Annotated in this window: 14 protein-coding genes; 2 read left to right on the top strand and 12 right to left on the bottom strand. The window is 42.0% G+C overall.

Going from position 1 to position 14,109, the window contains the following annotated elements:
• The 6 genes from D8804_RS08705 to D8804_RS08740 all read right to left on the bottom strand — a co-directional run.
• Positions 1-1,122 (bottom strand): class III lanthionine synthetase LanKC N-terminal domain-containing protein (locus D8804_RS08705; protein WP_142999715.1); only part of this gene is annotated, 1,122 nt, incomplete at its 3' end.
• 680 nt (positions 1,123-1,802) lie between these two features.
• Positions 1,803-2,666 carry an XRE/MutR family transcriptional regulator gene (locus D8804_RS08710; protein ID WP_125399515.1) on the bottom strand — a complete coding sequence of 288 codons (864 nt, stop codon included), beginning with the start codon at positions 2,664-2,666 and terminating at the stop codon, positions 1,803-1,805.
• Between the two features lie 103 nt (positions 2,667-2,769).
• On the bottom strand, positions 2,770-3,780 hold the full coding sequence (gene tsaD / locus D8804_RS08715) for a tRNA (adenosine(37)-N6)-threonylcarbamoyltransferase complex transferase subunit TsaD (RefSeq protein ID WP_125399516.1): 1,011 nt from the start codon (positions 3,778-3,780) through the stop codon (positions 2,770-2,772).
• Positions 3,770-4,207, bottom strand: a complete 438-nt coding sequence (gene rimI, locus D8804_RS08720; protein WP_125399517.1) for a ribosomal protein S18-alanine N-acetyltransferase — start codon at positions 4,205-4,207, stop codon at positions 3,770-3,772. The genes tsaD and rimI overlap by 11 nt, the downstream gene beginning before the upstream one ends.
• Positions 4,204-4,887, bottom strand: a complete 684-nt coding sequence (gene tsaB / locus D8804_RS08725) for a tRNA (adenosine(37)-N6)-threonylcarbamoyltransferase complex dimerization subunit type 1 TsaB (protein ID WP_125399518.1) — start codon at positions 4,885-4,887, stop codon at positions 4,204-4,206. Before tsaB ends, rimI begins: the two co-directional genes overlap by 4 nt.
• 333 nt (positions 4,888-5,220) lie before the next feature.
• Entirely contained in the window at positions 5,221-5,436 is a 216-nt protein-coding gene (locus D8804_RS08740; RefSeq protein ID WP_061454149.1) for a hypothetical protein, read from the bottom strand.
• 290 nt (positions 5,437-5,726) lie between these two features.
• On the opposite strand from D8804_RS08740, the gene D8804_RS08745 reads away from it, so the two are divergent.
• A complete protein-coding gene (locus tag D8804_RS08745; RefSeq protein WP_000639572.1) occupies positions 5,727-5,960 on the top strand; it encodes a DNA-dependent RNA polymerase subunit epsilon in 234 nt (77 codons plus the stop codon).
• A gap of 1 nt (position 5,961) precedes the next feature.
• Positions 5,962-7,644, top strand: a complete 1,683-nt coding sequence (rnjA, locus tag D8804_RS08750; protein WP_071851719.1) for a ribonuclease J1 — start codon at positions 5,962-5,964, stop codon at positions 7,642-7,644.
• A 37-nt stretch (positions 7,645-7,681) separates the two neighbouring features.
• Here the strand turns inward: rnjA and mnmG are convergent, their stop codons facing one another.
• The 6 genes from mnmG to argH form a co-directional block, all read right to left on the bottom strand.
• Positions 7,682-9,595 (bottom strand): tRNA uridine-5-carboxymethylaminomethyl(34) synthesis enzyme MnmG, encoded by a 1,914-nt coding sequence (gene mnmG / locus D8804_RS08755; protein ID WP_125399519.1) that lies wholly within the window; start codon positions 9,593-9,595, stop codon positions 7,682-7,684.
• Positions 9,585-10,016: an NUDIX hydrolase gene (locus tag D8804_RS08760; RefSeq protein ID WP_125399520.1), complete on the bottom strand. Its 432-nt coding sequence runs from the start codon at positions 10,014-10,016 to the stop codon at positions 9,585-9,587. The genes mnmG and D8804_RS08760 overlap by 11 nt, the downstream gene beginning before the upstream one ends.
• Before the next feature lie 8 nt (positions 10,017-10,024).
• On the bottom strand, positions 10,025-10,480 hold the full coding sequence (locus D8804_RS08765) for an NUDIX hydrolase (protein ID WP_125399521.1): 456 nt from the start codon (positions 10,478-10,480) through the stop codon (positions 10,025-10,027).
• A 142-nt stretch (positions 10,481-10,622) separates the two neighbouring features.
• The gene (locus tag D8804_RS08770) at positions 10,623-11,237 is read right to left on the bottom strand and encodes a MarC family protein (protein WP_125399535.1); all 615 of its coding nucleotides are present in this window, start codon (positions 11,235-11,237) and stop codon (positions 10,623-10,625) included.
• A 19-nt stretch (positions 11,238-11,256) separates the two neighbouring features.
• The gene (mnmA, locus tag D8804_RS08775; protein WP_125399522.1) at positions 11,257-12,378 is read right to left on the bottom strand and encodes a tRNA 2-thiouridine(34) synthase MnmA; all 1,122 of its coding nucleotides are present in this window, start codon (positions 12,376-12,378) and stop codon (positions 11,257-11,259) included.
• Between the two features lie 319 nt (positions 12,379-12,697).
• Positions 12,698-14,089, bottom strand: a complete 1,392-nt coding sequence (argH, locus tag D8804_RS08780) for an argininosuccinate lyase (RefSeq protein ID WP_125399523.1) — start codon at positions 14,087-14,089, stop codon at positions 12,698-12,700.
• Positions 14,090-14,109 lie beyond the last annotated feature (20 nt).

Raw genomic sequence — 14,109 nt, forward strand, 5'->3', positions numbered from 1 at the left:
AGCCAGTAAAAATAGTAGTAAATTCCCAACTTTATGGCAATCAGATACTTTTCCATCTATAGAGTTCCACTCTTTTAGGCTAATTACACTATACAAGCCAATAGCTGGTTTATTACCATACTCATAACTATTTTCTAAATCTACAAAGTAAAGTTTATCCTCGGATTTTATAAAATTTCCAGGATGTATATCATTTAAAATAATATTCCTACTATGAAGATATTCAACCAATTTTAACAATTCCTTGGTAATTAATACAAAACTTTTAAATTTCCTAGCGTTTAACTCCTTATTAGACCTATGATAACTAACAATAGAATATGGTTTTGTAGATTTTAATAAATCACTACCATCTATAAACTCATAAATATAATATTGGTTAATCCACTCTGTGACGGTTTCGTGCACAGCTGGAACGCAGTCTAGTAATTTTCTTGAAATTTCATATTCATTTTTTCTAAGAGTTTGATTCTCTACCCGTCCAAAAGAAATAATATGAGGTCGACACTCCTTTAAAATATATTTTTTCCCTCCTGTCACTGAGTCTACTTGATAGACATTTCCTCCATTTGACTGTGATAGTACGGTTTTTAATCTATAATTTCTTGCTAAATATGAATCCTTTGTAAACGTATTCTCTTGAATATCTTGAATCCACTCTGGTAAGTTAAAATATGGTTTTTGGTAGTCTTGCCACTTTTCTCCATTTGGCCCTAGTAAAGTCGGAATACCTTTTTCTAAATACTCCAAATCTTCTCTAAAGAAGCCATATCTGTAAAAAATTGTATTGGAATCTTTATAAGCACGATCGCTTAGAATATAAATTCCCTCCATATTTTTAGGAATAGTTTGGTAAAGAAGCTCTAAGATATTACGAAAAGCATAATCATTTTCAGGATAAATCGTAAAGTATTTCCCCGAATTAGCAGGAGATTCTCTAACAGAGAAATTATAGGCCACATCTTCTTCCCGATATATATACTTATAAGATATCTTTCTATCATCTAACAACGGAGAAAGAAGATTATAGATATCCTTGTAATTATTAAGAGTTGCTGATATGTGAATTTTATAACCATAAATAGGCAGACTTTCTTCATCTACAATTTTATATTTATACATCTTTCTCTCCTGTTGTTATAATGACTTTTTCTTTAACAATTACCTGAATTGGTATCTCCTATATTGAAATTCAAAAAACATTATAAGTCTAAAAATAAACTTATTAATTGAGGATCTTTTACAATACTGTACAAAAGAAAGTAATTGTTACGTCTTCAGACTGGTTGAATCTTTCTGATTCACATGATAATTCATGTACAAACGCTGTCATATTCTTCTCCTTTTCTATTTTATATTTCAATCCTGTAAGTAATTAAGCTACTCTATTTTTGTATAAAAATACATTTACCAAGTGGTATGGTATCAATTGAATTTTCAATTACAACACTACGCACTTGAAATTTTTGTACTGCGAACTAAGTTCAAGGTAGAACTGTAAATTCCATAGAATGACAACCTAACAAGATCAAAATTCTATTTGTAAACCACTTCTACGACCTAGGATTTGCTTCAAATGATTTACAAGGATAGTATAACACGGAAATTGGCTTGTTTTAAAAAATCGCATATTTGATATTTTTTCTTATAGAAATTTCACATTTGCGATTTTTGTAAATTTGACTCTTTCCTTGATATAATGAAGGTAGTACTAACAAGGAGGAATATAATGATGAAGAAAAGAAAAATTCAACTAATGCTTCTACTCATTTCAGAGTGGGTTATTATCATTCCATTTCTAACTAATCGATAAGTTCTTTGTATTGCTGGAAGCGTAATTCAAAAAGGGCTGTTAATTGGGGATTTTCTAATACTTGCAGAGATTGGATAAAGTTTTCAATCTCTTTTTGATTGCTTCCTTTGGTTTGAAGGAAAATGCTCAATTTCTTTAAAAACTGCAATGATACTTTCTCGAAAACATCATATGGTCGGAGCATGCTCCCCAACTCGGCTTCAAAGATTGGGATATAGGAAAAAAGTTTGCGCTCCATGAGCTCTGAGATGATATTCAGATAACCACTTTTCATATACAATCGATTGTGTACTAACTCTTTAAATTCCTTGGATTTTTCAAGTAAGGAGGTTGATAAAAAAATCAGATCTTGATTGCTCAAGAAGGGCATGGTATTGCAAAAAAGATAGAGTTCAAACCAGGTCCAAGACTCGATAGCATAGAGGTAGCTAGTCAAAAACTCGCTATCCTCCTCTTCTAGCAGATAGTTTTTATCCAAGGAATGAATGGCATCTTTGATCACAATAGCATTTAAACGACGATAGGTATGTGCCATCTGTTCTTGCTCGACTTCCTCTAATAGTTTCTCTAAGCCAGCTATATCTTGATGGGCAAAACGATTTACAACCTTTCGACCGATTCGCATATGTGGGGATTCCTGGTAATTATTAAGCTTGTGTCCAAACTCATCGAAGGTCACATTTATCCCTTGGATAGCTAGTATCAGTTTATCCGCAGACAGCATAGACTGCCCTAGTTCAAACTTAGATAGCTGGGATGCTGTTAGACCCTCACAAGCCACATCTGACTGCTTGAGTTTTCTAGCCAATCGCAATTCCTTGTAAAATTCCCCTAATTCCATTCTCTCAATCATCTGACCACCTCCTAATTTTTACATATTATATCATCATTTTTACGGTTGTGTCAAAATATTCTGACATTTTTCGGAGTTAAAAAGCCAGCTCAAAGCTGACTCTTTATTCCACCGTATCAAAGGCGAGACTTGGTTTGGCATTGAGATCCAAGCCTGCAAAGTTTTCTTTATTCCACTCGCTTACGCTGGCATATGCAATCATACCTGCATTGTCTCCGCAGAGGCGCAGGGGTGGGATAATTACCTTGACATCTGTGATTTCAGCTGCTAGGCGTTCTCTGAGGCCTTTATTAGCTGCCACGCCACCTGCCACGACTAGGGTTTTAACAGGGTATTTTTCTAAGGCCTTCTTGGTTTTGGCCATAAGAATATCCATGACTGCTGCTTGGAAGGAAGCAGACAAGTCTTCCTTGGACAAGCTCTCTCCCTTTTGCTCGGCATTGTGGTGAAGATTGATAAAGGCAGACTTCAAACCTGAAAACGAAAACTCCAGATTGTCTTCCTTGATCATGGCACGAGGGAAATCATACACATCCTGCCCTTTATGAGCTAGCTCGTCAATCTCACGACCGGCTGGATAGGTCAAGCCCATGACGCGGCCGACCTTGTCATAGGCCTCCCCAACCGCATCGTCTCGTGTCTCTCCAACAATCTTGTAATCGCCAGCCTCTGACACATAGACCAACTCGGTGTGTCCTCCGCTGACCAAGAGTGCCAACAAAGGAAACTCCAAAGGCTCCACACTCTGAGCTGCCATGAGGTGACCAGCCATGTGATTCACAGGGATAAGCGGAAGTCCATGAGCCCAAGCAAAGGCCTTAGCAGCTGATAAACCAACCAGTAAGGCTCCAACCAATCCTGGTCCGTAGGTGACCGCAACAGCTGTTACATCCTCTTCTCTAATCCCTGCTTCTGCTAGCGCCTCCTCGATGCAGGCTGTAATAACCTCGACATGGTGACGACTGGCCACTTCTGGCACTACGCCCCCAAAACGTTTGTGACTCTCAATTTGACTCGCAATGACATTGGACAAGAGCTCATCGTCGTTTTTCAAGACAGCGACACTGGTCTCATCACAGGATGTCTCAAATGCTAAAATATATCTATCCTTCATCTACTTCTCTCTTCATGATGATGGCGTCCTCGACTGGGTCATGGTAATAGGCCTTTCGCTCAGCGATGATCGCCATCTTTTCTTTCTTGTAAAATGCTTGCGCTCGATGATTTGACTTTCTGACTTCGAGGAAAATCTCCTTGTCTACTGGTAATGTTACAAACAAGGCTGATGCAATTCCCTGACCCTGATAGGCTCCCTTGACAGCGATTTGCAGGACTTCTGCCTCAAAGAGATTCTCCTGAACGGCTAAAAAACCAATCACTTCTGTCCCATCATAAGCCAGAGCATACCAAGTCTGGTCTTGGGACAGGTCTGCTTGGATTTGTTCCAGCGTCCAAGGGCTAACTGAGTAAACATCCGCCATGACAGCGTAAATGGCTTGAGCCAGGTCAGGTTGCTGTTGAATTCGTTTGATTTCAATCATAGGCGTTTAATGTAAGATTCGCCAGACTCGGTGTGATTCTTAAGCCAATTTTCCTCAGCCTCAACTCGTTTGAGGTAATTTGGCACAAAGTCGTGCAAGGAGGCTGCTTCCTTATCCCAGGCCCAAAGAGCTAGATTAGCTGCATTTGGCAAGGTTTCTTGGTAGCTAGCTTGTGGTAGTTGTTCTTGGATTTGTCCCACAAAGGCTCCAACTTCTCCGACAAAGGTTACCTGTTCAGCATCCTTGACCTGCTCTAGCACTTCCGCAAAAGACAAGTGCGCTTCTGGCAAGACAGACTGAGCATTTTCATAAAACCCTGCATAAACATTGTTGCGACGCGCATCCATCAAAGGAACCACCAAGCCTTCTTGTTGGCGTGGCACCAGAGCCAAGAGGCTAGACATACCAACTAACTCAATGTTCAGGGTATGAGCCAAGGTCTTAGCAGTTGCTACCGCAATTCGCAAGCCCGTGTAGCTACCTGGCCCTTCAGCGACCACGATTCGATCCAAATCCTTAGGTGTCCAATCCAAACTTGCCATCAAAAAATCAATGGCAGGCATGAGGGTAATACTGTGGTTTTTCTTGATATTGATCGTGGTCTCGGCAAGAACTTGCTTGTCCTCTAAAATGGCTAGAGAAAGAGCCTTGCTGGACGTATCAAAAGCTAATACTTTCATAACACATTCCTATCTTTTGGTCTGTTTACTATTATACTACAAAAGCTGACGCATGGGAATTTTCTTTGTTTTGAAACAAAAGGGCCTGACACTTAGGACAAGCAATTCTGCACAAAAAATTAAAAAAAGTTGTAGCTTTTTTTAATATATAAGTGAACAAGGAATTTGAAAGGATCTTCATAAGAAATTTGGATAAGTCATATATGTTGCAACTCGATTTTCGATGCGAGAGATCATCATCGTAAACATAAGGATATCATCTGAAAATAGAAAAGTCCGCCCCTCTATTAATACGGGGTGGATTTTCTGTATACTTAGATGAATAACTGGAGCTTAAGCATTTAAACCGAAGTAAAAAACAAACCAGACAACATAGGTTACAAGAAGGAGAAAAATTGAATAGAGCGTCACAAAAGCAAGCTTCCAAAGGAATTTTGTTTTGCGGTGTTCTAGATACGTAAAAATAAGATTTCCACCATAGACACAGGCTACAAAAATTACAAACATCAAGAGGCGAACCCCTACTGCAAATTCAAACAAACTAAACATTCTTAATCCTCCTTGTTTTAAAAGCTATAGGGAATATTCCCGTCCATAAACTTCCCTTTCTCTTTCCATTATAACACCTAAGCGCTCTCCGACCAAATCCTACCTGTTTTTTTGCTCCTTCTTCCCCTCCCGACTTTCTCCATTTCCGTCTTTTACTAATTTTTCATTTTGTGGTATAATTGAAATAATTGTAACGAATCAAGGTCAATCTAGACACAAAATGGAATGAAATCAAGCAAATCTCTACTAAAAGTTTGGAATAAGCTGACCTGTAAATAGAAAGGAACTATATGATTTACAAAGTTTTTTATCAAGAAACAAAAGAACGTAGCCCACGCCGTGAAACAACACGCGCACTTTACCTAGACATTGATGCCAGCTCAGAACTTGAGGGCCGCATCGCTGCTCGCCAACTTGTCGAAGAAAATCGCCCAGAGTACAATATCGAGTATATCGAACTCTTGTCTGACAAATTGCTAGATTACGAAAAAGAAACTGGCGCTTTCGAGATCACGGAGTTCTAATATGGCCTACACTCTTAAACCTGAAGAAGTCGGCGTTTTTGCCATCGGTGGTCTGGGAGAAATCGGGAAAAACACTTACGGAATTGAATACCAAGACGAGATTATCATCGTCGATGCTGGGATTAAATTCCCAGAAGATGACTTGCTGGGTATCGACTATGTCATTCCTGATTACTCTTACATCGTGGACAATATCGACCGCGTCAAGGCTGTTTTGATTACACACGGACACGAGGACCACATTGGTGGGATTCCTTTCCTTCTCAAACAAGCAAACGTCCCTATCTACGCTGGACCGCTTGCCCTGGCTTTGATCCGTGGAAAACTCGAAGAACACGGTCTCTTGCGCAACGCCAAACTTTACGAAATCAACCACAACACTGAGTTGACCTTTAAAAATCTCAAGGCAACTTTCTTTAGAACCACTCACTCTATTCCAGAGCCTTTGGGGATTGTCATCCATACTCCTCAAGGAAAAATCGTCTGTACGGGTGACTTCAAGTTCGACTTCACTCCAGTTGGTGAACCTGCAGACTTGCACCGTATGGCAGCTCTTGGTGAAGAGGGTGTTCTCTGTCTCCTCTCTGACTCGACAAATGCAGAAGTGCCAACCTTTACCAACTCTGAAAAAGTCGTTGGCCAGTCCATCATGAAGATTATCCAAGGCATCGAAGGTCGTATCATCTTTGCATCCTTTGCCTCAAATATCTTCCGTCTCCAGCAAGCAACGGATGCCGCTGTTAAGACTGGACGCAAGATTGCAGTCTTTGGCCGCTCTATGGAAAAGGCCATTGTCAACGGTATCGAACTTGGCTACATCAAAGCTCCTAAGGGAACCTTTATCGAGCCAAATGAAATCAAAGACTACCCTGCAGGCGAGATTCTAATCCTCTGTACAGGTAGTCAGGGTGAGCCGATGGCAGCCCTCTCTCGTATCGCCAATGGAACCCACCGTCAGGTGCAACTCCAACCCGGCGATACTGTTATCTTCTCTTCTAGCCCAATACCCGGAAATACTACTAGCGTCAACAAATTGATTAACATCATCTCAGAAGCTGGTGTTGAAGTTATCCACGGTAAAATCAACAATATCCACACCTCTGGACACGGTGGTCAGCAAGAGCAAAAACTCATGCTCCGCTTGATCAAGCCCAAATACTTCATGCCTGTCCATGGTGAATACCGTATGCAGAAAGTCCATGCTGGACTAGCGGTGGATACTGGTGTCGAGAAGGACAACATCTTTATCATGAGCAATGGTGATGTGCTTGCCCTTACTGCTAACTCTGCTCGTATCGCAGGCCATTTCAACGCCCAAGACATCTATGTCGATGGAAATCGTATTGGCGAAATCGGTGCAGCTGTCCTCAAAGACCGTCGTGATCTATCTGAAGACGGTGTCGTACTTGCAGTCGCAACTGTTGACTTCAAATCTAAAATGATCTTGTCTGGTCCAGACATCCTCAGCCGAGGCTTTGTCTACATGCGAGAGTCTGGCGACTTGATTCGCCAAAGCCAGCGCATCCTCTTCAATGCAATTCGTATCGCATTAAAAAACAAGGATGCTAGTATCCAATCTGTCAACGGTGCTATCGTCAATGCCATTCGCCCATTCCTCTATGAAAATACAGAACGTGAGCCGATTATCATCCCGATGATCCTCACACCAGACGAAGAAGAATAAATCAACAAAACAGCCCCGTCTTCGGAGCTGTTTTTCTCTATGCTTTCTTTTCTTGATTTTTAGAAATACTACGATTTTTACCTTCAAGATAGACCATCAAAATAGAAATATCTGCTGGATTTACTCCCGAAATACGGCTAGCTTGGCCGATGGTTTCTGGATTGATGAGTTTGAACTTCTGGCGGGCTTCGGTTGCGATAGAATCAATGTCATCCCAGTCAATGTTAGCTGGAATACGTTTTTCTTCCATGCGTTTCATCTTAGCAACCTGATCCATAGCTTTGGAAATATAGCCTTCGTACTTGATCTCTGTTTCAATCAATTCAAAGATCTTGTCATCCAAGTCCTCTGCAGCTGGACCGATGAAAGCCACCACATCTTGGTAAGAGACTTCTGGGCGACGGAGAAATTCCTTGGCCGTTACTGCATCAGTCAATGGTTTGAAGCCCATTGCTTCAACCTTGGCATTGGTTTCCTTGACTGGCTTGAGTTTGATACTGTCGAGGCGCTTCATCTCATTGTCAAATTGGTTTTTCTTTATTTCAAAACGAGCCCAGCGTTCATCATCCACAAGTCCAATCTCGCGTCCCATCTCTGTCAAACGCATATCGGCATTGTCATGACGCAGAATGAGACGGTATTCAGCACGACTGGTCAATAGACGGTAGGGTTCAATGGTTCCCTTGGTCACCAAGTCATCAATCATCACCCCGATATAGCCATCGCTCCGTTTCAAGATTAGCTCAGGTTTGCCTTGGATTTTCAGAGCCGCATTGATACCAGCGATAATCCCTTGGCCTGCTGCCTCTTCGTAACCTGACGTTCCATTTGTCTGACCAGCAGTGAAAAGACCTGAGATTTTCTTGGTTTCCAGAGTCGCACGCAACTGATGAGGCAAGACCATATCATACTCAATGGCATAACCTGTTCGCATCATCTCTGCATTTTCCAAACCTTTGATAGAATGAACCAAGTCACGCTGGACATCCTCAGGCAGACTGGTTGAAAGACCTTGCACATAGACCTCCTCTGTGTTGCGTCCTTCTGGTTCAAGGAAGAGCTGATGGCGTTCCTTATCCGCAAAGCGCACAATCTTATCCTCAATCGACGGACAGTAACGAGGCCCCACTCCCTTGACCACACCTGTAAACATAGGCGCACGGTGGAGGTTATTTTGGATAATTTCATGACTGGTACCGTTGGTATAGGTCAACCAGCATGGCACCTGATCCTTGACATAGTCTTCATCACGTGACGTGTATGAGAAGTGATTAGGCGCTTCATCTCCTGGCTGAATCTCTGTCACGTCGTAGTTGATAGAAGAGGCCTTGACACGTGGAGGGGTTCCTGTCTTGAAACGACCGATTTCGAGGCCCAGTTCCTTGAGATTGTCAGCAAGGTTAATAGAAGCTAGGCTGTGGTTAGGACCTGACGAATACTTGAGATCCCCGATGATGATTTCTCCACGGAGGGCAGTCCCCGTTGTCACAATTACAGCCTTAGCAGCATACTCTTGATGGGTCGCCGTCCGCACACCAACAACCTTACCATCTTCCACCAAAATCTCATCAATCATGGTTTGACGAAGGGTCAGATTTTCTTGATTCTCAACTGTCTTGCGCATTTCCTTAGAGTAAAGCTCCTTGTCAGCCTGCGCACGAAGGGCGCGAACAGCAGGTCCTTTCCCTGTGTTGAGCATCTTCATCTGGATGTAAGTCTTGTCAATATTCTTGGCCATTTCACCACCGAGGGCATCGACTTCACGCACAACAATCCCCTTGGCAGAGCCACCGATAGAAGGGTTACAAGGCATGAAAGCCAGCATTTCAATGTTGATGGTCGCAAGCAAGACCTTACAGCCCATACGGCTGGCAGCTAAGGAAGCCTCGACCCCAGCGTGCCCCGCACCGATTACAATAATATCGTATTCTTCTGTAAAATTATAAGTCATTTCTTAACCTTTCAAAAATTTCTCGCAAATAAGGAACTAACTTCTCCTCCTCTAGAGCTTGAGCCATAGTAACCCATTTAAAGTGCGTATGCTCTTCAGGATCTAATCTAATAATTGGCTTCTCCCCAACCCACTCTGCTTTATAAACTAAGCGAGTAAAGACAGTATCCTTAGAGGTATCCAGTTGACTATCTTCGTGAAGAAGATTGAGCGAACTGCTGTCTAGCCTAACTCCCGCTTCTTCAACACATTCTCTAAGAGCTCCATCTCGCGGAAGTTCACCCTTTTCAACCCCGCCACCAGGAATATCCCAGTAAGTTGGATAAACGTTGGGTTCTCCTCTTTTAATTTCCGAACGCTGAATGAGCAAATAATCATCGCCACTATAAACAAGTACATGGGCAATAAGCTTAACCATCATTTTCTCTCCTATTCCTCAAGATGAATGTGTCTTAGTTGGCCGTCCCAATCTGGTAGGGCTGTTTTTAAAAAAGCTGGAACGAGCTGAATATTCTGGAGCTGATCCAAATCAATCCACTCACAGGGCTGCGTTTTTTCATCTTCCTGCATGGTCAATGGGGCAGCCTCAAGCAAGTTCACCAGATAATGAAACTCAATGTTGTGATAGGAAACACCGTCCTGTTCAAAACGATTTTCGACCACAAAAGCTAGCTGCCCAGCTTGAGCTTTGACACCCAGCTCTTCCCTCACTTCACGAACTACCGCTTCTTCCGTGCTTTCATTGACTTGAATCGCACCGCCAATAGTGTAATACTTGCCCTTGTCTTTGGTAACTAGGAGCTTGCGATTTTGAAGAATCAAGGCTGTCGCCCGAACACCAAAAACCGTATTTCCCACTTTTGTCCGAAAGTCTTGTTGAGTCATTTTTGTCCTTCCCTTAAACGACACAAAAACAGTCAAAACTCTGAGAAGTCCAGAACAAAAAGCCTGCAACATCCATGAGCTTTGACCATCATGACTATTGTTAAAGTTATTTTATCAAATCAAATCGTTTTGTCAATGCAAATCACTGTTTGAGCAAGGTCTGCACACTGACGATAATCATCTGTATTCCTATCGAGAATAGTAAAAGTCCCATCATTTTCGTTATAATTTTCATCAAATTTTCTCCCAAGAAGCCTGCAATTTGTTTTGCACTTCTTAACAGGAGATAAGTGATGACACATAGTAGAGCAAAAGCAACTACGGTTATCAGTTGATTCTGCAAACCTCCATTAGCCAGACTTAAAGCAGTTGTAATTGTACCTGGTCCCGCAAAAAGTGGCATTGCAAGAGGAGAAATAGCAATAGACATTGGATCTGAATTTACTGCTTGCTGCTCCATTCCTTTATAGCTGGGTGAATGATTACCATTAATCATATGATAACCGATAACGGCCACTAATATTCCACCAGCAATTTTGAAAGAAACAATTGTAATTCCAAATACTTTAAAAATAAAATCTCCTGAAAAGATAAAAACAGTTACAATAACAAAGGCAATAAAAAGACTCCTAAAAGCAATTTTTCGTGAAATTTTTTGACTATCATCTGCTACTAAAGCCATGTAAGCAGGAAGATTTGAAATTGGGTTTATTATAGCGAAAAATGCCATAAATGCATAAAAAAATTGAGAACTCATCATTTTTACTTAACTCCAGTTAGACATACTGACAAACTTTTCCGTCTTTATACGCTTGGTCAATAATACCGCCGCCCAAACATTCCTGACCATCATAGAAAACAACGGCTTGACCAGGTGTAATAGCACGCTGAGGTTCTGCAAAGATGACTTCAGCCTTATCTCCTTTGACATGGACGGTCACCTTAGAATCAGGCTGACGATAGCGGAATTTAGCCGTGCATTCTAGCGTAAATTCCTCTGGCATATCACGAGTAAAGTGGACCTGACTGGCTTCTAAGCTAGTCGACATGAGCGAATCATGGTAGAAGCCTTGGCCTACATAGAGAATGTTCTGGCTCAAATCTTTGCCGACAACAAACCAAGGAGCATTATCACCACCGTGTTGCCCACCGATACCGAGTCCGCCACGCTGACCGATCGTATAGTACATCAGACCAGCATGCTCACCCATATCGCGACCATCCACAGTCATCATGCGACCAGGCTGAGCTGGTAAGTAGTTGCTGAGAAATTCTTTAAAGTTCTTTTCCCCGATAAAGCAAATCCCTGTCGAGTCTTTCTTCTTAGCAGTCGCAAGGCCTGCTTCTTCTGCTAGTTTTCGTACTTCAGGTTTTTCCAAATGTCCCAAAGGGAACATGGTCTTTTGGAGTTGTTCTTGTGAAAGTTGGCTGAGGAAATAGGTCTGATCCTTGCCATTGTCCACGCCACGAAGCATGTGAACAATGCCATCCTCATCACGCGTCACACGGGCATAGTGCCCAGTCGCTACATAGTCTGCTCCCAAGGTCATGGCATAGTCCAAAAAGGCCTTAAACTTGATTTCCTTGTTGCACATAACATCTGGATTTGGCGTGCGTCCTGCACGGTATTCCGCTAGGAAATACTCAAAGACGTGGTCCCAGTACTCTTTTTCAAAATTGACAGAGTAGTAAGGAATGCCGATCTGATCTGCCACCGCAGCCACATCCTTGTAATCTTCGGTCGCCGTACAGACGCCGTTTTCATCTGTGTCGTCCCAGTTCTTCATGAAGATACCGATCACATCGTAGCCCTGCTCCTTGAGCAAGAGAGCCGTCACCGACGAATCAACACCACCACTCATCCCCACGACAACACGTGTTTTAGAGTTATCACTCATGGTAAGTCTCCCATCTATTCGTTTATTCATACCCTTCAAAATTCTATTTATTATGACTTTCAATAGAATTTATTTGAGTATAGTCTTTTCGTTTGCTTTTAGGACTAGGCAACGAGTCGCAGGCATAACTTGAGTTAGGCAAGACGAGTTAACGACGTAATAAAAGATAAACGAAATGACTAGTTCACGATTGAAGGTCGTGTGTGCTTCAACGATTGAAGGTCGCTTGAGCAGTATTCATTATAACACGCTTGGTTGGAGAAGACAAGAAAGAGGCTGATAAATCATCTCAGCCTCTCTTTCTTACTTTGCAAATGAATCAATTTTCCCCTTTAAGTTCTTTCTTCGCTTGTTCTATCTGGTATTTCACTTGCTCAAAGCCGGTTCCTCCTAAGGAATTCCGCCTCTGAACAGCGGTTTCTGGACGCAAGTAGATATAAATATCCTCTTCAATCAAGGGATGGTAGACTTGCAACTCCTTCAAATCCCAATCTTGGATATTTTTACCATGCTTGATAGAGTCTAGAACCAATTTCCCTACAATTTCATGTGCTTCTCTAAAGGGGAGGCCTTTTTCTGCCAAATAATCTGCCAGTTCGGTCGCATTCGAAAAATCATTCTCTGTAGATTGCTGCATTTTGGCCTTATTAACCTGCATGCTCGATAGCATACCTGCCAACACATCCAGAGAATTTAAAATCGTTTCTACTGTATCAAACATGCCTTCCTTGTCCTCTTGCAAATCCTTATTGTAAGCCAGAGGCAAAGATTTCATGACGGTCAATAGCCCAAGCAAGTGCCCGTAAACTCGGCCTGTCTTCCCTCGAATCAATTCGGCCATATCAGGATTTTTCTTCTGGGGCATGATAGACGAACCTGTTGAAAAGCTATCAGACAAGCTAATGTACTGATACTCAAAACTGCACCAATTGATGATTTCTTCACAAAAACGACTCATATGCATCATCAGAATGCTGGCATTTGATAGAAATTCTAAGATAAAATCACGGTCACTCACGGCATCCAAGGAATTGGTATAGGGTTGTTGGAAGCCCAATAAATCACTTGATAATTGACGATCGATTGGAAAAGTTGTTCCCGCTAAGGCAGCCGCACCCAGGGGAGATAGGTCCGTATGTTTTAGGTTAAATGCAAAACGCTCGCTGTCCCTTTGAAACATATTGTAATAAGCCATGAGATGGTGGGCAAAACTAATCGGTTGGGCGTGCTGTAAATGGGTATAGCCTGGCATGATGGTTTCCACATGTTTTTCAGCCAAATCCAGCAAAACACTGTTCAGATTCGCCAACTTATCCAAGACATGGCCAAGCTGCTCCTTTAGATATAAGTGCATATCCGTTGCGACTTGGTCATTCCGAGAACGAGCCGTATGTAGTTTTCCAGCCAGAGGACCGATTTTCTCTGTCAGCAACACTTCCATGTTCATATGAATATCTTCATTTGCAATATCAAAATGAAGCTCTCCTGCCTCTAAATCTCGCAACAAAGCTTGCAGACCATCTTGGATCTGCTCTGCCTCTTCCAAGCTCAAAATGCTAGTCTGTCCTAGCATTTGAACATGAGCTAAGGAACCCATTAAATCAAATTTTGCCAGCTGGTGGTCAAAGGAAATACTCGCACCGAACTGTTCTACCCACTCTTCCACAGTGCCTTCAAATCGACCACCCCATAATTTTGTATTTTTCGGCATATCCTGTATGTCCCTTTCTA

It is taken from the genome of Streptococcus oralis (assembly GCF_003944215.1).
GTDB classification, from domain to species: domain Bacteria; phylum Bacillota; class Bacilli; order Lactobacillales; family Streptococcaceae; genus Streptococcus; species Streptococcus oralis_BI.